20 protein-coding genes and 1 pseudogene are annotated in these 25,954 nt (G+C 62.9%); 13 read left to right on the forward strand and 8 right to left on the reverse strand.

The genetic code is table 11. The features are described from left to right. The first annotated feature begins 56 nt into the window (after window positions 1-56). Genes ACZYHG_RS03540 through ACZYHG_RS03555 form a run of 4 tightly spaced genes read left to right on the forward strand, consistent with a single transcriptional unit; the run spans window position 57 to window position 5,249 of the window. The gene (locus ACZYHG_RS03540) at window positions 57-467 is read left to right on the forward strand and encodes a lasso peptide biosynthesis B2 protein (protein ID WP_464612563.1); all 411 of its coding nucleotides are present in this window, start codon (window positions 57-59) and stop codon (window positions 465-467) included. Next, complete coding sequence (locus ACZYHG_RS03545; RefSeq protein ID WP_464612564.1) at window positions 464-2,386, forward strand: lasso peptide isopeptide bond-forming cyclase; 1,923 nt, start codon at window positions 464-466, stop codon at window positions 2,384-2,386. Before ACZYHG_RS03540 ends, ACZYHG_RS03545 begins: the two co-directional genes overlap by 4 nt. Then, window positions 2,383-3,399 (forward strand): phosphoenolpyruvate carboxykinase (ATP), encoded by a 1,017-nt coding sequence (locus tag ACZYHG_RS03550; RefSeq protein ID WP_464612565.1) that lies wholly within the window; start codon window positions 2,383-2,385, stop codon window positions 3,397-3,399. The genes ACZYHG_RS03545 and ACZYHG_RS03550 overlap by 4 nt, the downstream gene beginning before the upstream one ends. An 8-nt stretch (window positions 3,400-3,407) precedes the next feature. Further along, entirely contained in the window at window positions 3,408-5,249 is a 1,842-nt protein-coding gene (locus ACZYHG_RS03555) for an ABC transporter ATP-binding protein (protein ID WP_464612566.1), read from the forward strand. A 24-nt stretch (window positions 5,250-5,273) separates the two neighbouring features. On the opposite strand, the gene ACZYHG_RS03560 is transcribed toward ACZYHG_RS03555, so the two are convergent. Continuing rightward, complete coding sequence (locus ACZYHG_RS03560; RefSeq protein WP_464612567.1) at window positions 5,274-5,549, reverse strand: exopolysaccharide production repressor exox; 276 nt, start codon at window positions 5,547-5,549, stop codon at window positions 5,274-5,276. A gap of 601 nt (window positions 5,550-6,150) precedes the next feature. On the opposite strand from ACZYHG_RS03560, the gene ACZYHG_RS03565 reads away from it, so the two are divergent. From ACZYHG_RS03565 to ACZYHG_RS03575, 3 genes are all read left to right on the forward strand, one after another. Further along, on the forward strand, window positions 6,151-6,828 hold the full coding sequence (locus ACZYHG_RS03565) for a sugar transferase (protein ID WP_464612568.1): 678 nt from the start codon (window positions 6,151-6,153) through the stop codon (window positions 6,826-6,828). An 84-nt stretch (window positions 6,829-6,912) separates the two neighbouring features. Beyond that, window positions 6,913-8,172 (forward strand): polysaccharide biosynthesis/export family protein, encoded by a 1,260-nt coding sequence (locus ACZYHG_RS03570; RefSeq protein WP_464612569.1) that lies wholly within the window; start codon window positions 6,913-6,915, stop codon window positions 8,170-8,172. Window positions 8,173-8,327: 155 nt separating this feature from the next. Next, window positions 8,328-8,885, forward strand: a complete 558-nt coding sequence (locus ACZYHG_RS03575) for an acyltransferase (RefSeq protein WP_464612570.1) — start codon at window positions 8,328-8,330, stop codon at window positions 8,883-8,885. A 42-nt stretch (window positions 8,886-8,927) separates the two neighbouring features. Here the strand turns inward: ACZYHG_RS03575 and ACZYHG_RS03580 are convergent, their stop codons facing one another. The 5 genes from ACZYHG_RS03580 to ACZYHG_RS03600 all read right to left on the reverse strand — a co-directional run bounded on the left by ACZYHG_RS03580 (window position 8,928) and on the right by ACZYHG_RS03600 (window position 16,300). After that, a complete protein-coding gene (locus tag ACZYHG_RS03580) occupies window positions 8,928-10,208 on the reverse strand; it encodes an O-antigen ligase family protein (protein WP_464612571.1) in 1,281 nt (426 codons plus the stop codon). 336 nt (window positions 10,209-10,544) lie between these two features. Beyond that, the gene (locus ACZYHG_RS03585; protein WP_464612572.1) at window positions 10,545-11,372 is read right to left on the reverse strand and encodes an SDR family NAD(P)-dependent oxidoreductase; all 828 of its coding nucleotides are present in this window, start codon (window positions 11,370-11,372) and stop codon (window positions 10,545-10,547) included. A 98-nt stretch (window positions 11,373-11,470) separates the two neighbouring features. Then, window positions 11,471-11,956 (reverse strand): acetone carboxylase subunit gamma, encoded by a 486-nt coding sequence (locus ACZYHG_RS03590; protein ID WP_464612573.1) that lies wholly within the window; start codon window positions 11,954-11,956, stop codon window positions 11,471-11,473. Further along, window positions 11,953-14,157, reverse strand: a complete 2,205-nt coding sequence (locus ACZYHG_RS03595; RefSeq protein ID WP_464612574.1) for a hydantoinase B/oxoprolinase family protein — start codon at window positions 14,155-14,157, stop codon at window positions 11,953-11,955. Before ACZYHG_RS03595 ends, ACZYHG_RS03590 begins: the two co-directional genes overlap by 4 nt. A gap of 13 nt (window positions 14,158-14,170) precedes the next feature. Continuing rightward, window positions 14,171-16,300 carry a hydantoinase/oxoprolinase family protein gene (locus tag ACZYHG_RS03600; protein ID WP_464614607.1) on the reverse strand — a complete coding sequence of 710 codons (2,130 nt, stop codon included), beginning with the start codon at window positions 16,298-16,300 and terminating at the stop codon, window positions 14,171-14,173. 142 nt (window positions 16,301-16,442) lie between these two features. On the opposite strand from ACZYHG_RS03600, the gene ACZYHG_RS03605 reads away from it, so the two are divergent. After that, a complete protein-coding gene (locus ACZYHG_RS03605; RefSeq protein ID WP_464612575.1) occupies window positions 16,443-17,222 on the forward strand; it encodes a helix-turn-helix transcriptional regulator in 780 nt (259 codons plus the stop codon). A 33-nt stretch (window positions 17,223-17,255) separates the two neighbouring features. On the opposite strand, the gene ACZYHG_RS03610 is transcribed toward ACZYHG_RS03605, so the two are convergent. Beyond that, window positions 17,256-17,519, reverse strand: a complete 264-nt coding sequence (locus tag ACZYHG_RS03610) for a type II toxin-antitoxin system ParD family antitoxin (protein WP_464612576.1) — start codon at window positions 17,517-17,519, stop codon at window positions 17,256-17,258. 357 nt (window positions 17,520-17,876) lie between these two features. Here ACZYHG_RS03610 and ACZYHG_RS03615 point away from each other — a divergent pair, with 357 nt between their 5' ends. From ACZYHG_RS03615 to ACZYHG_RS03625, 3 genes and pseudogenes are all read left to right on the forward strand, one after another. Continuing rightward, window positions 17,877-20,051 (forward strand): alpha-ketoacid dehydrogenase subunit alpha/beta, encoded by a 2,175-nt coding sequence (locus ACZYHG_RS03615; RefSeq protein WP_464612577.1) that lies wholly within the window; start codon window positions 17,877-17,879, stop codon window positions 20,049-20,051. A gap of 84 nt (window positions 20,052-20,135) precedes the next feature. Further along, a pseudogene (locus ACZYHG_RS03620) lies at window positions 20,136-21,697 on the forward strand (ABC transporter substrate-binding protein). Window positions 21,698-21,820: 123 nt separating this feature from the next. After that, window positions 21,821-23,050: an aminotransferase class III-fold pyridoxal phosphate-dependent enzyme gene (locus ACZYHG_RS03625; RefSeq protein WP_464612578.1), complete on the forward strand. Its 1,230-nt coding sequence runs from the start codon at window positions 21,821-21,823 to the stop codon at window positions 23,048-23,050. A 34-nt stretch (window positions 23,051-23,084) separates the two neighbouring features. Here the strand turns inward: ACZYHG_RS03625 and ACZYHG_RS03630 are convergent, their stop codons facing one another. Continuing rightward, a complete protein-coding gene (locus ACZYHG_RS03630) occupies window positions 23,085-23,822 on the reverse strand; it encodes a GntR family transcriptional regulator (protein WP_464612579.1) in 738 nt (245 codons plus the stop codon). A gap of 116 nt (window positions 23,823-23,938) precedes the next feature. Here ACZYHG_RS03630 and otnK point away from each other — a divergent pair, with 116 nt between their 5' ends. Both otnK and ACZYHG_RS03640 read left to right on the forward strand, forming a co-directional pair. Continuing rightward, entirely contained in the window at window positions 23,939-25,303 is a 1,365-nt protein-coding gene (gene otnK, locus ACZYHG_RS03635) for a 3-oxo-tetronate kinase (RefSeq protein WP_464612580.1), read from the forward strand. Then, window positions 25,303-25,941, forward strand: a complete 639-nt coding sequence (locus tag ACZYHG_RS03640) for a class II aldolase/adducin family protein (protein ID WP_464612581.1) — start codon at window positions 25,303-25,305, stop codon at window positions 25,939-25,941. The genes otnK and ACZYHG_RS03640 overlap by 1 nt, the downstream gene beginning before the upstream one ends. Window positions 25,942-25,954 lie beyond the last annotated feature (13 nt).

The raw sequence follows: 25,954 nt of genomic DNA on the forward strand, positions 1-25,954 counted from the left end.
GACCCGCGGCGGAAAGACGTCCGAGGCCAGCGAACCGTCGGCCCCGCAAGCCGGGCTTGGCCAGGGTTCTCTCCCTGAGCGGCTCCGAAGCACTCTTCCTTTGCCATTGCCTGCTGGTGGTCACGACCGTCCGGCTTGGGCTGACGTTGTTCTCGTACAACCGTGTTCGCGGCATGGTGACCCGGCTCAACGCGCACCAGTGCGCCAGCATGGGCGAGTTGCGGCTCGTCGCCTGGGGGGTTACCGCGGCCGCACGGTTCGTGCCGCGCGCCTCTTGCCTCACCCAGGCGCTTTCGGGCCAATACATTCTCGCGCGCCAGGGCAATGCCTCCAACATCCGCATCGGTATCGAACGCGGCACCGGCGAGCAACTGAAAGCGCATGCCTGGCTGGTCAGCGACAACCATGTCGTGCTTGGCGGCTCCATCGATGGTTTCGCGCATCTGGTAGACCACGGCAGCCGATGAGCGGCGTGGCCGGAATCCTGCTGCGACAGGAGCCCGCGCCGGCGGACGCAGCGACCGACATCCAACGGATGCTGGCACGCATGCGCCATCGCGGCCCTGACGGAAATTCATGGTGGCTGGACAGCGGCATCGCGCTTGGCCACGCCTGGCTGAACACGACCGATGAAGCCGGCCCCGGCCCGCTGACCATGGCCGGCGGCAAGCTCGCCATCACCGCCGATTGCCGGCTGGACAATCGCGACGAGCTGATGGCGAGGCTCGGCATACGCGATAGGTCGGTCGCGGACGCGACATTGCTGATGCGGGCCTATCTGCGCTGGGGGGAAGCCAGCCCCGTGCATCTGCAGGGCGATTTCGCCTTTGCGATCTGGGATGCCGAGCGGCAGCTGTTGTTTTGCGCGCGCGACCATTTCGGGGTCAAGCCATTCTACTACCACGCAGCGGACCGGCGCTTTGCCTTCGCCTCCGAGATCGGGCCGATGCTTCGCCTCGACGGGATTGGCGCGCGCATCAGCGAGCACAGCATTTCGGGGTTCCTGGCAGGACTTCCCGACGACCCACAATCCACCGCCTACAGCGATATCTTCAGCCTGCCGGCGCGCCACAGCCTCACCGTCACGGCACAACAGGTGGTGCTGCGCCGATATTGGCAGATCGAGCCGTCGCCGCGACCGTTGCGGTCGGATGCGGCGGAAGAATTCGCCCATCTGTTCTCGCAATCGGTGCGCAACCGCATGCGCGGAAGCCAGTCGATCGGCGCGATGCTGAGCGGCGGCCTCGATTCCTCGTCGATCGCCTGTGTCGCCGGCCTGCAGAACGCCACCGATCGCAAACCGAAGCTGCCGACCTTCTCGCTGATTTTCGACAAGGGCTCGCCGATGGACGAGCGCCCCTTCATCGATGCCGTGCTCGATCAGCAGAAGACCGACCCGACGCTGATCCCTGTCGGCAATTACGCACCCTTTGCGGAATTCGAGCGGGTCCTTGAAGAGCAGGAAGGTACCTTCCTGGCACCGGGCCTGACGCTGACCCGCGGCATCTACCGGACGGCAGGTGCCAAGGGCCTCAAGGTGCTGCTCGACGGCCATGGCGGCGACGAGGTCGTTTCACAAGGACATGGCCATCTGCACGAGCTTGCCAATGGCGGCAGGTGGCTTGACCTTTGGCGCGAGGTCCGCAGCGCCTCCAACACCTATGGCGACAGCACGTTTGGCCTCTATTTCCAGTTCCTGACCCTTTACGGGCCAGCCTGGCGGATCGCCAAGGCGAGACAGATCGCGAATCGGGTTCTCAACAAGATACGCAAGCCCACGCAAATGCAGCGCGGCCGCAGCTGGCGCGACCTGGTCAATCCGGACCTGGCCAGGCGGACCGACCTTATCGACCGCTTCCACCGGGCCGGCTACATGCCGCCCGGCGTCCAGGCCAGCGACGCGCTCAGCCATCGCTGGATCTTGTCCAACGGCTACGTGCCGCACTCTTTCGAGGTGCTCGACAAAGCCGCCGCCAATTTCGGCGTCGAACCGCGCTATCCCTTCTGGGACAAGCCGCTGGTCGAATTCTGCCTGGCGCTGCCGGGCGAGGAAAAACTCAGCCACGGCTTTGGCCGCTATGTGCTGCGCCGCGCCATGGAAGGCATCCTGCCGGCGGAGGTCCAATGGCGGCGCACCAAGATCGATTTCACCGCCAATCTCGTCAACGGCATGGTGCGCAACCACCGCGACCTGCTGGAAAAGCTGCTCGTTTCGGATGCCGGCCGCATCGCACCCTATGTCAACCTGCCACAGGTGAGCGCCGCCTATGCGCGGCTGCTGCGCCAGCCCGACCAGGCGGCGCCCCTCGACGTCCAGTACGTCTGGCGCTCGGCTTCGCTGTCGCTGTGGCTGCGGCAGGTCCAGCATGGCGGCAGCCCCGCATGATGCCTCGCAACCAGCCGCTCGCCACCTACCTTGATAATCCGCCTCCGCTTGGCGGGATGGTCAGAAAGCGCCGTTTCTACCGGGCGTACGGCCTGACCATCGCGTCCGACGTGGCGTTGCCTGAACTGGAGCCGGCGGAACCGGCGGAGCCGGATATCCTGATCGCCATCGGCACGATCGACATGCCGAAGCCTTCGCCCGAGGCCGCGACGATCTTCCGCTTCGAGCCGGACCGGCAATATCTGGCATGGCATGCCGTTGGCGCCTTCCTGATCAGCGATTTCAGCCGCATCGACATCGAGCCGGCGGCCGGGGTCGACGACGCGCTGCTCGCCTTCCCGTTGCTGGGACCGGTGTTGGCGCTGCTGCTGCACCAGCGCGGCCTGCTCGTCCTGCATGCCAGCGCCATTGCGGTAGCCGGCAAGGGCGCCATCTTCATGGGCGACAAGGGCGCCGGCAAATCGACAACGGCAAGCGCTCTGATCCAGGCCGGGCATGATCTGCTTACCGACGATGTCGTGGCGCTCGATCTCGCGAACCCGGACGCACCGATGATCGTTCCGGGCTTTCCGCAGATCAAGCTTGCCGCCGACGCCGCGGCCGCGATCTCGCTTGGCCAGGCGGAGGTGCGGCCGCAAGTGCATCCGGCGATCGAGAAGATGCAACATCGCCTGCACGGCGCCTTCTCCGGCGGCACGGTGCCGGCGACCAGAATCTATGTCCTCGAGCGCGGCCAAAGAGCCGCGGTTACGGCCTTGCCCGGCATCGCCGCCTTGCCGGCGATCATCAAGTTTTCCTACGTGACGCGGTTCGGCCGCGCGGCGCTGTCGGGCGATTTCGCGGCGCTGCATTTTCGCCAGTGTTCAGCAATCGCTAACCATGTCGGCGTGTTCCGGCTGGAAGTCCCGGCCGGCCTCGACAGGATTGGCGAGGCCGTGGAGTTGATCGAAACCGATCTGGCAGCCGGGAGTCTGGCAGCCAAGGATCTGGCGGCTGGCCGTCGGCAGCGGTGAGCGCAATCATGGCGAAGCCTTCAATCCTCCGTCTGTCGTTGTTTCGCGATGTTGCCGCGCTCGGCGCCGTCATTGCCCAGATCGGCGGCCGGCGAACCTGGACGGCGCTGCTGTTCCTGATCCTCGGCAGCCTGACGGAGGGCATTTCCATCCTGCTTTTGGTGCCGCTGCTGCACCTGGTCGGGCGCGCCGACCAGGATTTCGCGGTGCGTTTGCCGAACAATGATTTCGTGCGCTGGCTGGTGCCGGACGGAACGCTGCAGCTGACGACGGTGCTGTGCGCGCTGGTCGGGCTTGTTGCCGTGCAGGCCGCGTTCAACCGCTTCAGGTCGGTCTACATGGCCAGGCTTCTCTTTGATTTCATCAACCGCTTGCGCATGAACCTGTTCGAAAGCATCGGCAAGGCGCGCTGGGGCGTGTTCTCGCGCATGCGCAGCTCGGATCTCGACCATGCCCTGACCGGCGACATCGACCGCGTCCAGGGCGCCGCCTTCTCGCTGCTCATGCTGGTGCAGATATCAGTGCTGCTGGTGGGCTATCTCGTGATCTCGATGTTCATCTCGCCTGTCATGACGGCGTTTGCCATCGCCATCGGCATCGTGATGTTCATAGCGCTGCAGCCGTTTCGCGCGCGCGCCACCGCCTTTGGCCGGGTCCTGACGACCAATCGCCAGGATCAGTACCGCACGGTCTCGGAGTTCCTCGGTGGCATCAAGGTGGCCAAGAGCCTGAATGTCGAGGCCAGCTATTTCGCGCAACTGCAGACAACGCTCGAAAAGATGAAGGCCGACAACATCAACTATGTCAGCAACAGCTCGATCGGCACCGCCGTGTTCCAGGTGGCGAGCGTCGTCGGCTTGAGCCTGTTCATCTATGTGGCGCTGGTCCGCTTCAATCTGTCGCTGGCCGAGATTGTCGTGCTGCTACTGGTTTTCATGCGCATCGCGCCGCGCTTCATGGACATGCAGACGCAGGCCCAGCAGGTGCTGATCAACCTGCCCGCCTATACGGCCATGCGCAGCCTGCAGGCCCGTTTCGACGCCGAGCGCGAGCCGGGCCATGCCGAATCGGAAGATTCGCAAAAGCTGTCGCTCGATACCGGACTGAACATTCGCGGCGTCTCCTTCGACTACGACGGCGCGGGCAAGGCGGTGGTGAGGGACATCACCTTCGGCCTTCCCTCGGGCAAGGTGACCGCCCTGATCGGGCCCTCGGGATCGGGCAAGAGCACGATCGCGGACATGCTGCTTGGCCTGCTCGAGCCGACCACCGGCAAGATCCTTGTCGACGGCGTCGAGATCGATGCCAGCAATCGCCGGCGCTGGCGCAACCAGGTCGCCTATGTGCCGCAGGACGTGTTCCTGCTGCATGACACGATCGCGGCGAACCTGCGTCTTGCCGCACCGCAAGCCAGCGACGACGATTTGTGGACCGCATTGCGCGCCGCTCATGCCGGCGAATTCGTCGAACGGCTCGATCATCGGCTGGATACGGTGGTCGGCGACCGCGGCGTGCGGCTCTCGGGCGGTGAACGCCAGCGCATCGCGCTGGCGCGTGCGCTGCTGCGCAAGCCGTCGCTGCTCATCCTCGACGAGGCGACCAGCGCACTCGACTGGCAGAACCAGTCGCTGATCGCCCGGTCGATCGACGGATTGCGCGGCACGATGACCATACTGACCATCGCGCACCGGCCATCGATGATCGCCTTCGCCGACTGGGTGGTGGCGATGGAAGACGGCCGTGTCGTGGAAGTCGGGCAGTATCAGCGACTGAAAGCGAAGCCGGCGAGCCGGCTGTCCAAGATGCTGTCGGGAGAACAGTCGGAAACCGAACCCGCCAATGTGGCCTGAAGCCAGGTCAAATCCCCGTGGAAACTAGTGCAGACTGCGCCTGGCACTGCCCAGCTTCTCGCCTTCCGTAACGTCGGGTGAGCTCAGCTTTCTTTCGGCCTCGCGCGCCATGTCGGCCGGCGTCGGCGCGCTCCTGGCGATCATGGCATAGACGATGACGAAATAGCCGGCCTGGATGACCACGGCGCAGATGATGACACGCAGCAGCGTCGTGCCTAGCGAAGCGCCGCCAAGCCAGGACCAGGCGACGACGATCGCAAGAGCGAAAACCATCCCGACGATGAATTTTGGAAGTGACATACCCAACAGCCCATAAACCGGCTCGGGTTATATCCAACGATAGCCCCACCCGAGCGCCGTCCCTTGTTACGCGGGCTTGTAAGGATGCCCGCTATCGACCGGTTGCTTCCGGCCTTTCAACCTGTCGCCACTCTGACAGGTATAATTTGCAATTCTATTAAGGCGAGCAGAGGGCGGCAAGGGCAACCGCACATATTTTTGATTGAGCTTACGCGATCGACTCTGCCATGCTGCAATGCACACTACCACAATTCACTCAACCTGAAGCGGCTATGTTTTTTCAGTACAATCCACAATATTAAGTAGTATTTTATGTTAATCGTCGCGAACTTCGCACCTTCCTAAAGCACTAAAATGCACCATTCCGGACCGCCGAGAACGGCTTGCCCAAAAATCGCCCCAAAAATATCCTTATTTTTTTTCACTTGCCCATTTATTGTCACAAATGTGCTAAGCATCCCGAAAAATGTGCATCGCTAGCTTATAATTTAGTCAATTCATGACGTGACTATTTCAAGGGTCTGGGAAATTGTGTGTTGCGCTGCAGCATTTTTTTGATATCTTTGTGGTGAACCATTCGTTCAACGCATGGAGTTTCCGCATGAGGGATATTGCCAAGTCGGCCACGGCGGACTTTTCGCAGCCTGACACCGACTTTCCGCCGCCGATCGGCGGCCTCATCAAGCGCAGCTTCGATATTGCCGGTTCGCTGGCGGGGTTGATCGCACTCAGCCCGCTGTTCATCATGATCGCGCTGCTGGTCAAATTTTCCGACGGCGGATCGATTTTCTACGGTCATCGGCGAATCGGGCGCGGCGGACGGATTTTCCCATGCCTGAAGTTCCGCACCATGGTTCCCGACGGCGACAAGGTATTGGCGGCCTACCTTGCCACCAATCCGGACGCCAACGCGGAGTGGATAGCGACCCGCAAGCTGAAGAACGATCCGCGTGTCACCCGCGTCGGCGCGGTGTTGCGCAAGCTCAGCCTCGATGAACTGCCGCAGATCATCAACATCCTGCAAGGCGACATGAGCCTTGTCGGGCCTCGCCCGGTGGTACGCGACGAGCTGGAAATCTACGGCAGTGCCGCCGTGTACTATCTGAAGTCGCGGCCCGGCCTGACCGGCCTGTGGCAGGTGAGCGGCCGCAACGACGTCTCCTATGACAGCCGTGTCGCCTTCGATCGCCACTATGTCGAGAATTGGTCGCTGTTCGGCGACGTTCGCATCATCATCAAGACTGTGCCGGCCGTCTGGATGTCACGCGGCTCTTACTGACCGGCCGCCGGCACCAGGCATCCGGCGGCAAGCTCATCGGGCGATGGGGCTAAAACGGATCGGAACGTTCAGTTGAAAACAGACATGTTCGAAGCCTTTGGCAGCGGCCCTCTTTCCGGCCGCTCGCGGCTCATGGCCACGTGCCTTGCGGTGTCGCTCGCTTTTCTTCCCCAGATCGCCATATCAGGCGAATACCAGCTCGGCTCGCAAGACAAGCTCACCATCCGCATCGCCGAATGGCAGACCGTGGAAGGCACGTTCCGTGACTGGTCGGCGGTGAACGGTGAATACACGGTCGGTCCGGGCGGAACGCTGTCGGTGCCTTTCGTCGGCGAGTTGCCGGCGGCCGGCAAGACCACGGCGGAAGTCGCGGCCGCGATCGGCGAAGCGCTGCAGCACAAGCTCGCTCTGTCGGACAAGCCCGAAGCCTCGGTCGAGATGGCGCAATTCCGCCCGTTCTATATTTCCGGCGAGGTGCAGAACCCCGGCCAATTTCCCTTTGTGCCCGATCTGACGGTGCTGAAGGCGATCAGTGTCGCCGGCGGCATCAGGCGCAACACCGATTACGGCCCGCAGCTCGGCAAGGACCTGGTTACCGCCAAGGGCAATTTCGATATTTCCGACGACCAGCGCGTCCGGTTGATCGTCAGGCGCGCCCGCATCGATGCCGATCTGGCCGGCAAGGCGAGCTTCGAAGCGCCGCAGGAGGTCCAGAGCGATCCAAGGCTGCCGACCATCGTCGCCGACGAAATGACGATCCTGACGGCGGACCAGAAGGCGCTGAAGCTGAAGCTCGAGGCGCTCGACGACCTCAAGGGCGTCCTGCAGGCCGAAATCGAATCGCTGCAGAAGAAGATCGTCAACCAGCAGAAGCAGGTCGACTTGGCCCAGCAGCAGCTCGCCAGCATCGGTCCGCTGGCGCAGAAGGGCCTTGTCGCCAATTCGCGGCTGTTGGATTCGCAGCAGTCGGTCACCGACCTGCAGGGCAAGATCCTGGACTACGAGACAGCCATCCTCACCGCCAAGCAGTCGATCAGCAAGGCGACGCAGGACGCCATCGATGCCCAGAACACGTTGAGCTCGAGTCTCGCCGCAGACCGCCAGCAGACCGAAGCCGACCTGAACGAGGCCGCGCTGAAGGTGAATATGCAGAAAGGCCTGATCGCCCAGGCCAGCGATCCCTCGACGACAGCAGCCATCACCAATGACCAGCAGCCCACTCTCGTCTATTCGCTGGTCCGCAATGTCGACGGCAAGACCAGCGAAATCACCGCCAAGGAAGACACGCCGGTGCTGCCCGGCGACGTGATCAAGGTCAAGATGGCGCCGCTGGCCAGCCAGTAGGATTTCGATAAAGAGCATCGAGCGTTTGCAGGCGTTTGAAGAAGACAGGTCTCGCGGGCGCGCAAGCCCACTGTCCATCGAAGACCACGTATTACCCTGCCTGATAATCCTGCCTGCGTGACGATACCGTCGCGGGCGAACGAAGAGATGGCGTCGTGAACGTCTACCGCATTCGAAGATATTTGAAGGGTTCGATTTTCACGCTCGTCTGGAGGATGAGAGGCATAAAAATTGCCGATCGGGTTTCCGTGCTGGGAACGCCGCCTCACATCGCCGGAAGAGGCGCAATTGAATTTGGCTCGCTTGTCTCATTTCGCGGTTTCGGATCGCGCTCCTGGTTTCATGTGTCGGGCAAAGGCAAGCTGTCTATCGGTTCGAGATCGTTCATCAACAGCGGCGTCATGATCGATGCCGCGCTCCGTGTAAGCATCGGGAAAAACTGTCTTATTGGCGATTGCGTCGTCATCCAGGATTCGAACTATCACGAGATCGACGAAGGCTCGGGCGTCAAGACCAAAGCCGTTCTCATCGGCGACAATGTCTGGATCGGTCGAAATTCCATAATTCTGCCCGGGGTCGAGCTTGGCGACCACAGCGTCATTGGCGCCGGATCGGTCGTCACGAAGAGCGTTCCCCCGCGAAGCCTTGTGGCAGGAAATCCTGCCCGGATCCTGCGCGAGGTCGTGGCATCCCCCGACTACATCCGTACTTGATCCCTGTCGGTCAAAGCCGCTACGCGCCTTGGTCGGAACCGATTAGCCGGGCAATGCCGACTTCTCCGGGCCACCGGGCTCCATGAAGCCGGCCCGCGCCCATCGCGTGCGGGTAACAGGCACCCGCGCCAGTTTGAAGTGACTGTAATAGAGCAAGAACGAGCCCATTATGTAGGGGTTGAGGATATCGACCTCGACGAATGACCTGATCACCAACAGCACCATCACGCCTGCAAGGATCACCGGCTCGGTCTGCCACGTCCTGAAGATCACCGCGGTGACGTGGCCGACCAGCGTGCGCAGGATAATCAGCGAAATCATAACCGCGCCAACGAAGCCAAGTTCGACGAGGGCTTCGATATAGGTGTTGTGGAAATGAAAGCCCGTGCGCGAGGTTATGTAGAATTCGTTCCAGAGCCGCTCGGCTTCGGCAAAGCCCTGCACCCAGTAGGCTGCATAGCCGACACCAAGGATCGGTGACCGCTGCGCGGTGTTCCAGCCCTGGTCCCAGAGATAGGTCCGCCCCGTAAGCGTCGAATCCTTACCGAAGATGCCGAGAACGAAATCCATCAGACCGAGATTAAGGGCGACAAAGACCGCCACGACCAGCAGGCCCGCGCCAACTATGAAAATGACCCGGCGATAACGTCTCGGCAGTAGCTTGGTCATGGCGAGAAGGGCCACCAGCGCCAGCACCGCAGGGATCGAGGCCATCGACGTGGCGGAATGGGAGAGCGCCAGAAGATACGTCGACAAGATCACGACAGGCAAAGCCAGGATCAGGCTCAGCCGGCCGCGCCGGTAAAAGGCAAGGTATACCACGCTGAAATAGATACCCAGCGAGGCGACAAAGCCGATCTGGTTCTTGGAGGCAAACGCGCCGACGAAACTGTAGCTGCCGTCGAGAACGTCCTCGGAATAGGCCCCTACCTTGAGCGAGTAGAGCATAACGACGAATATGCCGATCAGCGCGCCCAGCGTCAGAGTACGCACGCTGACGGTGCGCGCCGCGACATAGGCACAGGCAATGTGGGAAAGATACTGGATCGCGGTTCTGGCGGTGACGCCGGGTGCCTGCGACCAGAAGACGGAGAAGCAGATATAGGCCGCGAACAGCAGCGGCAGCCAGGCGCTGGACAGTTGCCGCAGGAAGCGCCGGTAGTCGACCAGGATCAGCGGAAGCCAGACGGCGTAGTAGGCCAGGATCAGCACCTGGCCGAAAATGACGGAGTAGGAGAACGCCCAGATCGAGACGGCAACGGCAAAGGCGCCATAGACCGAATTCTTCTCGGGATCGACCAGCAGGGACTTTGGAATCTTCATCTCAGAGTCCCGTTGACGCGACCCAGGGCCGGCAAGCCAGGCAGGCCGCAAGCTGGCCGACATATCCGCAAACTGGGGCGTGCAATAAGGGGCATCTCCATTGTGCAGTGCAATATAACCTATCGCACCGCATGCTCAATGGCAAATCCGGTCACCTTGTCTTACACTAGAGCAGTTCGCCGTTTCACGGAAACGGCAAACCGCCCTAACTCTTTGTTTTGACGCGATTCCGGACGGGAAACCGTTCACACTTTTCCTGGAATTGCTTAGCGAACGGGGAGAGATCAGCCGGTAGCCCACCCAGCACGCCCGCCCGGATCAGGCGAGGAGAACACGCTACCAAAGGGCTCCGCCGGTGATCTGTATGTTTTCCATGGTGATGCCTTTGGCGAGATCCGAGCACAGGAATACCGCCAGAGCGGCGATCTCCTGCGGCTGCAGCATGCGCTGCTGCGGATTGCCTCTGGCGATTTCGGCCATCGCTTCCTGGGCGCTGCGGCCCTTGCCCTCGCGCTCGACGACCTGCGCCACATTGCGGCGCATCAGTTCGGTCTCGACCCAGGTCGGGCTGATCATGACGCAGGTGACGCCGTGTGCGGCCCCTTCCAGAGCCACGCAGCGGGTGAGGCCGAGAAGTCCGGCCTTGGAGGCGCAATAGGCGGGGTTATCCTTCCAGCCGACGGAAGCGGCGGTCGAGCCGATGTTGACGATGCGCCCCCAGCCGCGCTCGATCATGCCGGGAAGCACGGCACGGGTAGCGCGGAATGCGCCGGTCAGGTTGGTGTCTACGATCTTGTCCCATAGCGCGTCGGAATGGCCGCAGACCGGCTGCTCGGCGGTGGTGCCGGCGGCGTTGACAAGGATGTTCGAGGGGCCGACGGCGGCTTCGGCTTCGGCCACGAAAAGGTTGGTGACCTCACTGTCACGGACATCGAGATGAGCAGCGTGAACCCTCGTGCCGTGGGCCGCGAGAGCTGCGCGAACCCGCTCGATCTCGTCGGCGCCGGGATAGTAGGCGGCATCGGATTTGTCGGCCCCGGCGGGGGCAATGTAGGAGCCGACGGCGACATTGGCGCCGGCCTGCGCCAGGGCCGTGGCAATGGCGAAGCCCATGCCGGATAACCCGCCGGTGACGATCGCGCTGCGGCCGGAAAGATTTGTCATGAGGCCAGTCTCCGATGCCAACGTCCGACACGCTATTCATAGGCCGGTGCCGGCAAAGGACGCTACCTTGCCGGCGACGCGGTTCACAAATCAGTTTCCTAGAGCGGTTTGCCCAGCCATTCGCGGTAGAAGCCTTCGAGGTCGGGTTCGAAATCATGCACGATGGGATAGCCGGGTGCAGCCGCTTCGACCTCGTGCACGGTGCCGCATTGCGGGCAGATGAATTCGCGGATCTCCATCCACTGCGGATCGGGGATATCGCTGTTCGGGTAGATCTCGCGCAATGCTTCATCGGTGTTGCGCACGATGATCGCGGCCTTCAGCTTCCAGTTCTTGCGGTAGTCGCCGAAGGAGTGGCCGCATTCGCACCGGGTGATGCGCTCGTCGCCGCTCTGGCAGATGAACAAATGATCCGAGACCGGCAGCAGGATCGGGTCCTTCCAGGCGACGCGGTCCTGATAGACGGCGACCATCTTGAAGAAGCGGTCATCGTCCTTGTAGGCGCTCATGATGCGCTTTGTCTGCGGCCAGGGCAGCTGGCCGGCGGCCAGATCGGCAAGGACTTCCTTGCTGTACGAGGTCATGGCTTTGCTCCCGGCATGAAGATCGACCTAGCGTCGACGTTCCAGAAATCGCTGAAATCCTTGGTGAAGCGCGAGGAAAGCTTGATCGCGCTGGCATACATTTTCTTCACTTCCGGGGCGAAGTCAGCCTTCTCGACGCGACCGCGCTCGGCGGCGATCCAGTCTGTAACCGGGATCGCCTTGGCCAGGCGCTCTTCGCGCATGGCGGCGCGGCGTTCGACCGTGGCGTCGATATCGGCGACCGGATAGCCCTCTGCGTCGTCCTTGAGGATGATGCCGAAAATCTGGTCGGCCGCCTGGCGGGTGAGGAAACCGTTCTCGACATCCCAGGCCGTCTTGATCGGGTCGCGCTCCAGCACGTCGCCATAGCCGCCGCCGCCATTGTAGGAATGGCTGAAGATGTCGCCGGATTTGTGCGGCGCGGTGATGTAGGGGCCTTCGACCACGACATGGTCGCCGCCGATATTCTTCTCATAGTCGGAGACGTCAGGATCGATGCCGGGCGCATGCGCCAGCGGCTCGCCTTTGGCCGCCAGTTCATGGATGTTGGAGTTGCGCACCGCGCGATGCTTCTGGCAGGTCGGCGCGGGATAACCGCCGCACATGCCGCCATTGTCGAACACGCGCGAGGAATGCTCCGAGGTGTGGAGCCGCAGATGCGAGGTCTTGTTGATCAGCCAGGTCGAGACGAACGAACAGCCGCCGCGATATTTGCCGGCGCCGCCCGAATTGGGGACAATCGAGCGACCGATATAGACCATCGGCATCGACTGTTCCCACACCTCGATGTTGCCCATGTCGGATTCCGGATTCCAGCCGACATAGGCGGTGTCGAGACCGTCCGCGATGGCGAGCGCACCGGAGCCAGCAGCAGCGCATTCGAAATGCGCCATGCCGAACGGCGTGCCGTACTGGCTCTCTCCGCCCATCTCGATCATCGGGCTGTTGACCTGGCCGACAAAGGCCTCCTCGACGAACCCGCGGGCGACGAAGCCCCGTGACAAGAGCCGCTGGAACACACCATAGGCCGGCAGCAGCAGCGCCCATGAGGTGGCGGTCGCCACCATCTCATTGTCGGGGTTGGTCCAGGTGCCATGCGGCAGTTTCAGCTCGGTCGCCATCCAGGCGCCGTCATTGACCAGGCCCTCGAAATTCATGTGCTGGGTCAGCGTCACGAACATGCCGCCATCCATGCCGGCCGGCGTGCAGTTCATCGAATGGTAGCCCCAGGGCTGCGTGCCCTCGAAGTCCATGGTGATCTTGCCGTCGGTGGTGATCTCCATCTCGATCGGGATGTTGTAGAGCCAATCAGGATCGCCGAGCAGCTGGAAACCAGGCTTGCCCGCCGTGACGTGGCCGTAGAAGGTGTGGCCACGATAGATGCCGGGAACGGTGAGCTGGCGGGTGCGGGCGAGCTGGGCGCGGCGGCCCTCCTCGATGAACTCCTTCGACACCTTCATCCAGTAGTCCAGGCCGATCTCCGAGATCAACTGCTGGACGCTTTCGCGCATGTCGATGCAGGAGGCTACCTTGGCCTTCTCGTCGAGCACCCAGTAGATCGGCATGCGCAGATTGCGCTCGCAGCGGATGACGTAGTCGCGGCGGATCTCGTCATTCTCGCCGATCTTCTCGGCGCAGACGAACAGGCCTTCGGTGAAGCGTTCCTGCGCCAGACAGACGTCGCCGCCGGGGGTGATGCCGCCGGCTTCCAGCTCGTGGCAGACCGCACCAGCCCAGCCGACCAGCGTGCCTTCATGGAAGATCGGCACCACGTCCATGACGTCGGGCACCTGCACGGTGCCGATGAAAGCATCGTTGTTGGCGAAGATGTCGCCTTCGCGGATCTTCGGGTTTTCCTCGTAATTGTTCTTGATCATCCACTTGATGAAGCGGCTCATCGTGTGGACATGCACCATGATGCCGTTGGACAGCGCGATGGCGTCGCCCTCGGGCGTGTAGATGGCGACCACCATTTCACCGACCTCGCGCACGCCAGGCGAAGCCGAGATGCGACGCGCCATTTCGCGGGCCGAGACGCAGTAGGCACGCAGCTTGGTGTGCAGCGTCTCGAATTTCAGCGGATCCTGGTTGCGCAGCATGAGTTCCGTAATGCCGTCATAGCAGCCGGTCTCCTCCATCAGCCGCTCGGAATCGAGCAGTCTTTCGCGAAGGCGCAGGGCCGAAGCAGGTTTGTCCAACATGGCGGTCGCCCTCTCAAGCGTGGGTGTAGTGCAGCAGCGTCCATTCATCGACATGGACACGGTCCTGCGGATGAACGACGAGCGTGGTGGCGGGATGTTCGATGATGGCGGGACCGATCATTTCATGGCCGGGCTGCAGGAGATCCATCTCGTAGAGATTAGCCTTGTGCCAGCGCCCGCCAATATAGGCCTCGCGCACGCCCTTGTGGGCGGCTGCCGGGTCGGACTTGCCGAGCGGCCGCTTGAGCAGCACTGGCTTGACCTTGTCGGCTGTGGCGATGAGGCCAAGCTCGGTGATGGTGAAGCCGGCCTCGCCATAACGCGACACGCGATGATTGACCTTGGCGTAGACCGCTTCGAACTCGTCAATGACCTTGCGCATGTCGTCGGCGGAGTTGACCTCGGCGAGCGGCGCCATGACTTCGACATCCTCGAGCTGGCCGGTGTAGCGCATCATCAGGAACGGCACGGTCTTGATCTTGTCCCTGCTATGGCCGTCGGTGATCATCTCGTCGACCGCGGCCTTGGTCAGGTCGTTCCAGACCGTGGTGACCTTTTTGCCGAAGGCGAGCAGCTCGTCATCGCTGGCCCGAGCGCCCATGTCGTGCTGCGTCGACACTGAATGGCGGCGCATGAAATCGGCGGTGGTGCAGCCGAAGGCCGAGAAGGCGGCGGCGAACTGGAAGGTGATGATGTCCTTGAAGCCGATGCCCCTGGAGCAGCCGGCCAGATGCAGCGGTCCGGAGCCGCCATAGGAGAGCAAGGTGAATTCCGAGGGGTGGATGCCCTGGCCGGAGATGACACGGCGCAGCGCGTTGTTGGCGTCGGCCTCCAGCATGTCGATCATGCCTTCGGCGGCTTCCTCGACGCCGACGCCAAGGATGCTGGAGCACTTTTCCTCGAAGGCCTTGCGCGCCTTCTCGACCTGCAAGACGACCTTGCCGCCCAGGAAATAGTAGGGATTGAGGCGACCGAGGATGGCGTCGCAGTCGGCGATGGTGGGTTCGGTGCCGCCCTTGGCGAAGCAGATCGGGCCGGGATCGGAGCCGGCGCTTTCCGGCCCGAGCGAGACTTTCTTGGTCAGTGGGTCGACCTTCAGGATCATGCCGGCGCCGGCGCCGATCGTGTCGAGATGCAGCGTCGGCACGTTTAGCTTGAAACGGTCCATCAGCGGCTCGTTCTCGACCCGCGTCTGGCCGCGTGAAATCACACCCATGTCGAAGGAGGTGCCGCCCATGTCCGAGCAGATCAGCGAATCGTTGCCGATCAGCTTGCCGACATAGGCCGCGCCGAGGATGCCGCCGATCGGGCCGGAGATCATGGTTTCGTGCAGGCGCGGATGGTTGATCGAGGTCAGGCCGCCGAAGGAGAGCAGCGTCTGCACGCCATATTTGAAGCCGTATTTCTTCGAGACGTCCTCGATACCCCTAAGCTGCTTGCGGCCGCGCGAGGTGGCGTAGGCTTCGATCAGCACCGAGTTCAGCCGCGACTGTTCGCGGATGACCGGGCGGACCTCGTGGCTGGTGTAGACGAGGATATCAGCGCCGGCCTTTGCGATCTCCTCGCGGCAGATCTCGGCAATGCGCTTCTCGTGCACCGGATTGACGTGCGAGAAGATGGTCATGATGCAGATCGCCTCGACCTTATCGGCGATCAGCTTTTTCGCAGCGGCGGAAACCTCATGCTCGTAGACCGGCAGCACGATGTCGCCGAACTGGTCAATGCGCTCGGTGACGCCATGGGTGCGGCGGCGCGGCACCAGCGGATCGGGATGATGATGCGTCACCGCATGCAACCGGTCGGCATAGGAATAGTCAGCCCAGGCCTGCAGGCCGCGGCCCATCAGGATCATGTCCTCCAGGCCCTTGGTGGTGATCAGGCCGAGGCGACGGCCGGTGCGCGACAGCAGCGTGTTGAGCATGCCGGTGCCGGAATAGAGCACGACGTTGACGCCGGAAAACAGGGACTCCAGCGAGATGCCCCAGGCATCCGCCGCGTCCTCGGCCGATGCGAGGAAGCCCTCGGCTTCGTTCTTCGGCGTGGTTGCCGACTTGCCGATCTTGAAGTGGCCGTCCTGATCGACAAGGATCGTGTCGGTCATGGTGCCGCCGGCGTCGATACCGATCACGATCGGATTGCCGATTATCGGGGCAGAGGGATTGGGTTGGGTCACGGTCGCCTCGGTATCTGGTCTAGGATGGAGCAAGGCTAGATTCGAGAGGCGGCACCGCGCCATATGCCTAAAGACACAATGACTGTCAGGCCGGGATCGCCGAGAAGAGGGCATGCGCATGGGCACTATCTGGGCGCCGCTCGCCAGGGCGATCGCCGCCACCGGCACGGACAGGCATGTCGACTGCCTGATCGACCTGATCGGCGGGGATATCGAGCACGACCTCGTCACGGTGACGCGCTATTCGGCGACGCAGACACCGGAATTCGTCAAGCACCGGCGCTTCTCGGATGAGATGGTACGGCTCTATCTCGACAACTACTATGTCTTCGACCCGTTCTATGCCTCGTGGCGGCGGGAGCGCCGGCTCGGCATCATGCCGCTGAAACGGCTTGCCGACGATGAGGCCAAGCGCGGCCAGTATATAGCCGGCTTCCTGGCGCAGTCGGAAATCTGTGACGAGGTCGGCATCATGCTGGCCGATGGCGGCGACTGGTGTCTCGGAATCTTCCTCGACCGCTCGATCGCCGCATTCAAGGACAGCGAAATCGCCCAACTGGAGGAGCGGCTACCGGTGTTCGAGGCGCTGCATGCGCTCGACATTACCGCGCGGGGCGCGGACTTTTCCCGGACATCGGCGCCGACCGGCCCCGGCGCTTCGCCCCGGCAAGAGCCGACCATCCCGACGAGCCTGTGGCCCGAACTGTCGCAGCGCGAGCGGGAACTGGTCCAGCTCATCCTGGCCGGCCACCCGACCGCCAACATCGCCGAGCGCCTCGGTATCACGGTCGGCACGGTCAAGAATCACCGCCGGCGCATCTACGAGAAGCTCGATATCACCACCGAACGTGAACTGTTTTTGCAGTTCTTCCAGCATCGGGCGGACCGGTAGCCGGGACTCAAGTCGCCACAACGCGTCTCTCCGCTAACGCGCCTGGTGGCGTTTGCGCGCCCCCTCGGCCATCTCTTCTACGGAAATACCCGTGGGATCTGCCTTCCATCTGTCATAGGTCGGCACGACTTCCTCGCGTAGCCAGCGCTCTACAGCCGCGTCGCGCTCTTGCAGGGCACGAAGCCCGGCGCGGATCACTTCGCTGCTGGTCGCATAGGTTCCGGATTCAACGAGACGGTCGATAAAGGCAGCCTGTTCCGCTGGCAGACTAAACGTGCGTTTTTCTGTTGCTGCCATGATCTCTCCTATAAATTGGTGTGATAATATCATACCAGAAAGGGATGGCATCTGCAATCTGACGCGCCCGTCACCCCTGCGGCGAGGATGCCTACATGCTCGCAGCCTTTAAGGTCGTTGTGTGGTCTCAGGCGTTCGGCGTTCGGTTTTCAAGACCGGAATGACTTGCCGATCATCTCAAAAATTCCACTTGCGGAACGCCGCCATCCCAGCTTAGTCTCGGCTCCGCGCGGAAAATGAAATTTAATTCCATTTGTATGCCGAACCCCGCAAGCCAGTGTCATGTCCAGAAAATCGCCTGACACAATCGACTGAGAAAATATTTGATATATCATCTACCAGAACGGAGCTAGCTGAATGGTCCAGCAGACATCGATCCAGCCATCCGCGCCCTGGTTGCGGCTCGACGTCGACGATTCCGACTGGAACGCGGCCGAGGTGTCGAGCCTGGTGCGCTGGTATCACCAGATGCTGCTGATCCGCCGTTTCGAGGAAAAGGTGCTCGACCTGGCCAATGCAGGGCTTGTGCACGGCCCGGCGCATGCCAGCATCGGCCAGGAGGCGACGGCGGTCGGCGCCATGTCGGTGCTTGGCACCGGTGACCGCATCAACGGCACCCATCGCGCTCATCACCAGGTGCTGGCCAAGCTGGTCAATGCGCAGACGCCAACCGGTTTTGATCCGCTGCATGACGGTTTCAATCCGGACATGCAGGGTTCCGTGCGCGGCCTAATGGCCGAAATCATGGGTCTCGACGCAGGCTATTGCGGCGGCCGTGGCGGCTCGATGCATATGCGCGACGACGCCTCAGGCATTCCCGGCACCAGCGCCATCATTGGCGGCAACCTGCCGCATGCAGCAGGCTACGCGCTGGCCGACAAGCTGCTTGGTACCGGCAACATCTCGGTCGCCTTCTTCGGCGACGGCACGATGATGGCCGGACCAGCCTATGAGGCGATGAACATCGCCGCACTCTACCGGCTGCCGGTGATCTTCTTTGCCGAAAACAATTTTTATGCCGTCTCCACCCATGTCAACGAACAGACGCGCGAGACGCGGCTGGCGTCGCGCGGACCGATGCTGGGCTTTCGCGGCATCGAGTGCGACGGCATGGACGTCGTGGCGGTCCACCACGCCATGCGCGAAGCGCGCCGGACGATCGAGGAAGATGGCGGGCCAGTGCTGGTCGAGGCGCTCTGCTATCGCTTCCTGCATCAGAGCGGCGCGCGGCCGGGCAGCGAGTTCGGCTACCGCTCGCGCGCCGAGGAGGATGCCTGGAAGGCACGTGACCCGCTCACCACAATGGCGGCGCGGCTGAAGACGATGGGCATTCTCGATGCCTCCGACCTCGCCACGCTCGACCAGCGCGTCATGGAGGTTGTCAACACCGCAGCCGACTCGCTGACCGAGATGAGCGGCAACGCGCTGCGCATTCCGGACCACCTATGGCCGGATCCCGGCAAAGTCGACAACCAGATCCGCGGCGACCTGTCGGAACTCAAGGATGAGCGTTTCCTTGAGATCGAAGACGTGCCGCCGGCCGAGAGCAGGCCGGTCAAGTTCATGGTTGCCGCGTCGGAAGTGATCGCGCGCGCCATGGAGCAGAACCCGCGCATCATCATCATGGGCGAGGATGTGCATCGTCTGCGTGGAGGCGTCTCGGGCGCCACCAAGGGCGCGCTGGAGCGGTGGCCCGAGCGCGTGCTGGCCATGCCGATCGCCGAGAATGGTTTTGTCGGCGTGGCGCTGGGTGCGGCGCTGTGTGGGTTGCGGCCGATCGTCGAGATCATGTTCGGCGATTTCTGCCTGGTGGCCGCCGACCAGCTTTTCAATGCGGTGAGCAAGGTCCGACACATGTTCGGCGGCGGCTTTCCGGTGCCGATCGTGGTCCGGGTGCGCGTCTCGCCGCACACCGGCTATGGCTCGCAGCATTCGGGCGATCCTTCCGGACTGTTCGCACTTTACCCCGGCTGGCGCATCGTCGTGCCGACGACACCCTTCGACTATATCGGGCTGATGAATTCAGCGCTGAAGTGCGATGACCCGGTCGTCGTCATCGAGCATGTCGAACTGTTTTCGAGCGAAGGCCCTGTCCCGACCGATGATCGTGACTATTGCGTGCGGCTCGGCAAGGCCAGGATCGTCAGGCGGGGCAGCGCCTGCACGCTGCTCACCAGCGCCAGCATGGTTGCCGTCGCTCGCCAAGTGGCCGAGGAAACCGGCGTCGATGCCGAGATCATCGATTTGCGCAGCCTCGACCCGACCGGGCTGGACTGGACGCTGGTCGAAGCCTCGATCCGCAAGACCAACCGTGTTGCTGTCGTCGAACAGGTGCAGCGTGGGCTGTCGCTCGGCGGACGACTGACCCAGGAGATTCAGGACCGCGTGTTCGACTATCTCGATCACGAGATCCTGCATGTGACGGGAAGCCTCTCGGCTCCCGTCGTATCGGCCCCGCTCAACCGCGCCGCACTGGGCGGCGCCGACAAGCTCAAGGCCGCGCTTTTATCCCTCACCGGTGTGAGTGGTTAGAGCCGACGTATTGCCACAACGATCCGACAAGAAAATGGGAGAACCGGAATGAATATCCTACCGAAAACCAAGACCAGGGCGACGATGCTGGCGGCCGTGCTTATGGCCACCAGTGCCTTCTGGGCACCGTCGACCTTCGCGCAGGACGAGAAGCCGCTGGTCATCGCGCGCAACATCGACCTCAATTCGCTCGATCCGCACCGCGCCTTCTGCGACACCTGCCAAATCTACAATTCCAGCGTCTATGAATCGCTGCTGACACTGGACAAGGACAACAAGCTGATCCCGCTGCTGGCTTCCAAGTGGGAAGGCAATGCCGATCAGACCAGCTTCACCTTCACGCTCGACCCGGCCGCCAAATTCTCGGACGGCTCGCCGGTCGAAGCCAAGGACGTGAAATGGTCGTGGGAGCGGCTGAAGAACCTCAAGGGCAGCGCCTCGTTCCTGATGGACAACGTCGCCTCGATCGAGACCCCGGACGCACACACGGTCGTTGTCAAAATGGTGGCCCGAGCTCGGAATTCCTCAACATCGCGGCGGCACCCTATACCGCCGTCGTCAACAGCAAGGTCGCTTCGGAAGCCGGCGCCAAGGCCGGTGCGGACGCCTCGACCACGGACAATGCCGAGGCGTGGTTCCTGGCGCATTCGGCCGGCAGCGCACCGTTCGTACTCAAATCCTATGAGCCGAATTCGGAAGTGCGCCTGGTGCGCAACGACAAGTACTGGCGCACCGCGCCGGCGCTGAGCGAAGTCGTCATCCGCCAGACCAAGGACGCGGTGGCGCAGGCGCAGATGCTGCAGAGCGGCACCGCCGACATCGCCATGCAGATCGACCCGGACACGGCCAAGACGATGACCGGCAGCGACGTCAAGATCGAGACCGTGCCGTCCTACAACTTCATCTACGTGGCGCTGTCGCCCGGCGCCAAGGCCAACAAGGTTCCGCTGACGCCTGACGTGCGCGAGGCGATCTCGCTTGCGCTTGACCGCCCCAGCATCCTCGACTTCACCATCGGCTCCGAGGGCCAGCTGATCAGCGCGCCAATCCCGCTCGGCTTCCCCGGCGGGTCGGGCTTCGAGGCGCAGCCCTACGACCTCGATAAGGCCAAGGCGCTGCTGGCCAAGGCCGGCCATGCCGACGGCTTCGAGATGGAAGCGGCCTTCCCCGGCATGAACGTCTACGGCGTCGATCTCTCGCTGTTGATGCAGAAGGTCCAGCAGGATCTGGCCAAGGTCAACATCAAGCTCGACCTGCAGCCGATCCCCTTTGCCAACTGGCGCGAGCGCGTCAATGGCGACGGCATCCCGATGACCGCAGTGTTCTACGCGCCGGACTATTACGGCACCTCGCAGTACGTTGATTATTTCGCCATGACCAAAGGCACCCCATGGTCGCGCCGCGCCGGCGCGGAACGTGACCCATCGGTGATCAACCCGAAGGAAGCGGATATCTACAAGGCAGCGCTGGCCGCGAGTGGCGACGAAGCCGCCAAGCTCTGGCATCAGGCCGGCGAGGAGATGATCAAGGACAGGATCATCCTGCCGCTGGTCAGCCCGAATCTGATCCTGGCCTACAAGTCCGACGTCAAGGGCGTGCGCTACAGCGCCTGCTGCAACCTGCCGCTGGCGGAACTGAGCCACTAAGCAAACAGAGGACGGGGAGGCGGAAAGCCGCCTCCCCGTCCTCCCACTGTGGAAGGTCGGAAAATCCTGTCCTTCCAGCACTCAGAATCAATATATGATATATCAATGTTCGGAGACCAAGCTATGCCTTCCCTGATCAACTCCAAGGACCAATTGCTGCGCGAGCGCGCGGCCTCGGTCATTCCGGGCGGCATGTGGGGCCATATGGCCACCCGCTATCTCGGCTCCGCCTATCCGCAGTTCTTCGAGCGCGCCGATGGCTGCCGGGTGTGGGACGTCGACGGGCGCGAATACATTGATTTGATGTGCAGCTGGGGGCCTAATATCCTTGGGCATCACCACAAGGCGGTCGAGGAAGCGGCGGCGCGGCAGCGCAGCCTTGGTGATGCCATGAACGGCCCCGGTGAAGTGCTGGTCGAACTGGCCGAGTTGCTGGTCAAAACCGTCGCGCATGCCGACTGGGCGATGCTGCAGAAGAATGGCACCGACGCCACCACGGCTTGCGTGACCATCGCGCGCGCCGGCACCGGCCGACGCAAGGTGCTGGTGGCGCGCGGCTCCTATCATGGTGCCGTGCCGTGGTGCACGCCCTCACTCGCCGGCGTCACCGCCGAGGACCGCGCCCATCTGATCCATTTCGACTACAATGACGTCGCCAGCCTGGAGGCGGCCGTCGAACAGGCCGGGAATGACCTTGCCGCTGTCGTCGTCACCGCCTTCCGACACGACATTGCCCGCGATCAGGAACTACCGACCGCCGCTTTCGCCAAAAGGGCGCGCGAGCTCACCGCCGCCGCCGACGCGGCGCTGATCGTCGACGATGTGCGGGCCGGCTTCCGCATCGACCTCGGCGGCAGCTGGGAGCCGCTCGGCGTGCGGCCTGATCTTTCCGCCTTCTCCAAGGCCATCGCCAATGGCTATCCGCTTGCCGCCATCACCGGCACGGATCGGTTCCGCGAAGCCGCTACCAAGGTCTATGTGACAGGCTCGTTCTGGTATGGCGCCGTTGCCATGGCAGCCTCCATCGCCACCATCAAGACGCTGCGCGAAACCAACGCGATCGCCAGCATGAATGAAGCCGGTGAGAGGTTGCGGACGGGCCTCGACGCGGCCGCGAAGAAGCATGGCCTTTCGCTTCGCCAGACCGGCCCGGTATCAATGCCAATGGTGCTGTTCGACGGCGATTCCGAGTTCAAGAAAGCCGACGCCTTCTGCTCGGCCGCCTTGCGCGAAGGCGCCTATTTCCACCCCCGGCACAACATGTTCCTGAGCGCCGCGCACACGGCGAAGGACGTGGACTTGGCGCTTCAGGCCGCCGATGCCGGCATGGCCGCGGCGGCGCAGGTGGCGTGAGCCAGCGCCTGTGCGTTTGGAGAGAAAAGATCGCCTAGCCGGCCGCCGAGACCAGGCGGCCGTTCTGCGCCGCGCGGCGCAATTCTTCCGAGGTGACCGAACCGTCGTTCAGCCTTTCCAGAACCTTGACCAGCAGGCGGCCGCCTTCGATCATGTCCTGTTGGATGCCTTTGCGCACGCCGTTCTCATCGCGCGCGCGCAACGCTTCGAGGATGTCGAGATGGCGGTGGCGACCATCATAGGTCGGCCTGGCGTTTGGGTATTGATAGTTGACCAGCGGCCCGTTGCGCAGCCAGATGCCCTCGATGATGGCGAGCAGTTCGGGCATGCCCGCTGCCTGGTAGATCGAGTGGTGGAATTCCCAATTGTCGCGAACGGCTTCGAACCAGTGGCCATTGTCCTCGTTGGCGATCAGCTTCTCATGCACCGCCGCCAAGCGATCGATCTCGCGCGGCTCGATGCGTGTCGTCGCCGCCGCGCCCGCCATGCCTTCGAGGTGCAGCCTTATGCTGCGCAGCTCAAGATACTGGGCGAGCGAAAGCTGGGCGACGGTGATCGAACGGCCCGCCTCCATCTCCAGGCCCTTTTCGCGCACCAGCTGCATCAGTGCCTCGCGCACCGGCGTTTCGGACACTTCGAGGCTGGCAGCGAGATCACGGATCTTGAAGCGATGGCCCGGCCAGAAGCGCCCTTCCATCATGGCACGGCGCAGCTCCTCGTAGACGCGGGTCGTCAGATTGTCGCGCGCGATCGGCGCGATGGAAGCAGTCACATCCAGTCTCCGTCCTTGCCGGGGCGCAGGCGTCGCCTGAGTCGAGCGGGCTGTGTATATGATATCACGAACGGCCTGACCATCGACATGAGACACGCAAAAATGACACGAAGCGTATGACCGCATCGACGCCTTCCCTTCTGTTTGGCGCCATCGCCGACGATCTGACCGGCGGCACCGAACTGGCGTCGATGCTGGTCGCGCGTGGCATCCCGACGGGGTGCACGGTCGGGCTGGAGGCGCCGATCCCCTCAGGCAATCTCGCCCATGTGATCCTGCTCAAGACCCGCGTCATCGCTGCCGACGATGCAGTGCGCCGAGTGCTCGAGGCTGCCGACCGGTTGGTCGAAGCGGGCGCGCGGCAGATCTTCTTCAAATATTGCGCCACCTTCGATTCGACACCGGCCGGCAATATCGGTCCTTGCGCGGAAGCGTTGCTTGAGCGGCTTGGCGGCGGCGTGACGCTGTTCACACCGGCGCTCTGCGAGACCGGCCGCACCGTCTACCAGGGGCATATGTTCGGCGGCTCGCAGTTGCTGGCCGAATCGCCCAAGCGCTTCGATCCACTGACACCGATGACCGATTCCAACCTGGTTCGCGTGCTGCAAGCGCAGAGCAAGGGCAAGGCCGGGCTGGTGCCCTGGCTCACCATCGATGCCGGCCCGGAAGCCATCCGCGACGCCGTACGGGAGAAAAGCGCGCGCGGCGAGACGCTGCTGGTCACCGACACGATCCGCGAACGCGATCTGGCGGCGATCGCGGAAGCCGCCTTCGACCTACCGCTGATGACCGGCAACTCCTCCGTCGTGGCGCACCTGCCGCCGGCTTGGCTGGCGCATGGGCTGGTGAAGTCAGATGATCTCGTTGCCGCCAGCCTGCCGGCTGTGAGCGGTCCGGCAGCGGTGCTGGCCGGCAGCGTCGCCGACCGCACCATCGAACAGCTCGACCGCTTCGCGCAAAACAATCCGCTGTTGACCATCGACCTCACCAGTGCCTTCGCTGGTGCCGATGTCATGGCGCAAGCACGGGCCTTTGCCGAGCAGCATTTGCCGCACGCGATGATCGCGATCGCCACGACCGCGCCGCAGGCGACGGTCGAGGCGCTTCAGCAGGCGCATGGCCGCGACGTGGTGGCGGCACGGGCGGAAGAGATATTGGCCGGAATTGCAGAGATACTGGTTCGCGATTTCGGCGTGCGGCGGCTTGTTGTCGCCGGCGGCGAGACCGCTGGCTCGGTGGTCAAGGCGCTCGGCATCACAGGGATCGCCATGGGCGCCTATGAAGGCCCCGGCCTGTCGCGCGCTATTGCCGACCTGCCCGGCCTGCCCGATGACCCGCTGGCGCTGATGCTCAAATCGGGAAAGCTCGGCGGCCCCGATATCTTCGTCGACGTGCTGCAGGACATGACGCGGGCAACCACCATCGCGCCGTCAATCGACACATGGCCCCCGACAAGGGCTTCCAGAGGAAAAGCATCGTAATGGATACCGAGACCGCACGCGCCAGTCTGATCACCGCGACCGAGACCCTGGACGCCAGCGGCATGAATGTCGGCACGACAGGCAATATCAGTGTGCGCACGGCGGAGGGCATGCTGATCACGCCGACGGGAATAGCCACGAGCGCTCTGCGGCCGGAACAGATGGTGGCGATGCAACTCGATGGAGCCTGGGACGGCGCTTTCAAGCCGTCGAGCGAATGGGAAATGCATGCCGAAATCTACAAGGCCTTTCCGGAGGCCGGCGCCGTGGTGCATGCCCATCCCGACCACTGCGTGGCGCTGTCGTGCCTGCGCGAAGGATTGCCGCTGTTCCACTACATGATCGCGGGCTTCGGCGGTGACGATGTGCGCTGCTCGGACTATGCGCTGTTCGCGTCGAGCGAACTGGCCAAGGTGGCGGTGGTGGCGCTCAAGGACCGTACCGCCTGCCTGCTCGCCAACCACGGCATGATTGCCTTCGGCGGCGATCTAGACACGGCGCTCATCCGCACCATCAAGCTCGAAACCCTGGCGCGGCAATATCTCCTGGCGCGCAGCGCCGGCACGCCGGTGCTGATCGGTGAGAGTGAACTCGCCGCCATTCGCGGGCGCTACAAGACCTACGGTCAGCAAAAATAGTGGCGGCCCGCAG

The organism is Mesorhizobium subarcticum (genome assembly GCF_055456085.1).

Bases quoted from the DNA above. Each gene is read 5' to 3' on its own strand.
- ACZYHG_RS03570 (WP_464612569.1), top strand. From the start codon at position 6,913: ATGTTCGAAGCCTTTGGCAGCGGCCCTCTTTCCGGCCGCTCGCGGCTC.
- ACZYHG_RS03640 (WP_464612581.1), top strand. From the start codon at position 25,303: ATGGATACCGAGACCGCACGCGCCAGTCTGATCACCGCGACCGAGACC.
- ACZYHG_RS03625 (WP_464612578.1), top strand. From the start codon at position 21,821: ATGCCTTCCCTGATCAACTCCAAGGACCAATTGCTGCGCGAGCGCGCG.
- ACZYHG_RS03550 (WP_464612565.1), top strand. From the start codon at position 2,383: ATGATGCCTCGCAACCAGCCGCTCGCCACCTACCTTGATAATCCGCCT.
- ACZYHG_RS03545 (WP_464612564.1), top strand. From the start codon at position 464: ATGAGCGGCGTGGCCGGAATCCTGCTGCGACAGGAGCCCGCGCCGGCG.
- otnK (WP_464612580.1), top strand. From the start codon at position 23,939: ATGACCGCATCGACGCCTTCCCTTCTGTTTGGCGCCATCGCCGACGAT.
- ACZYHG_RS03595 (WP_464612574.1), bottom strand. From the start codon at position 14,157: ATGTTGGACAAACCTGCTTCGGCCCTGCGCCTTCGCGAAAGACTGCTC.
- ACZYHG_RS03590 (WP_464612573.1), bottom strand. From the start codon at position 11,956: ATGACCTCGTACAGCAAGGAAGTCCTTGCCGATCTGGCCGCCGGCCAG.
- ACZYHG_RS03605 (WP_464612575.1), top strand. From the start codon at position 16,443: ATGCGCATGGGCACTATCTGGGCGCCGCTCGCCAGGGCGATCGCCGCC.
- ACZYHG_RS03615 (WP_464612577.1), top strand. From the start codon at position 17,877: ATGGTCCAGCAGACATCGATCCAGCCATCCGCGCCCTGGTTGCGGCTC.
- ACZYHG_RS03555 (WP_464612566.1), top strand. From the start codon at position 3,408: ATGGCGAAGCCTTCAATCCTCCGTCTGTCGTTGTTTCGCGATGTTGCC.
- ACZYHG_RS03585 (WP_464612572.1), bottom strand. From the start codon at position 11,372: ATGACAAATCTTTCCGGCCGCAGCGCGATCGTCACCGGCGGGTTATCC.
- ACZYHG_RS03610 (WP_464612576.1), bottom strand. From the start codon at position 17,519: ATGGCAGCAACAGAAAAACGCACGTTTAGTCTGCCAGCGGAACAGGCT.
- ACZYHG_RS03580 (WP_464612571.1), bottom strand. From the start codon at position 10,208: ATGAAGATTCCAAAGTCCCTGCTGGTCGATCCCGAGAAGAATTCGGTC.
- ACZYHG_RS03560 (WP_464612567.1), bottom strand. From the start codon at position 5,549: ATGTCACTTCCAAAATTCATCGTCGGGATGGTTTTCGCTCTTGCGATC.
- ACZYHG_RS03565 (WP_464612568.1), top strand. From the start codon at position 6,151: ATGAGGGATATTGCCAAGTCGGCCACGGCGGACTTTTCGCAGCCTGAC.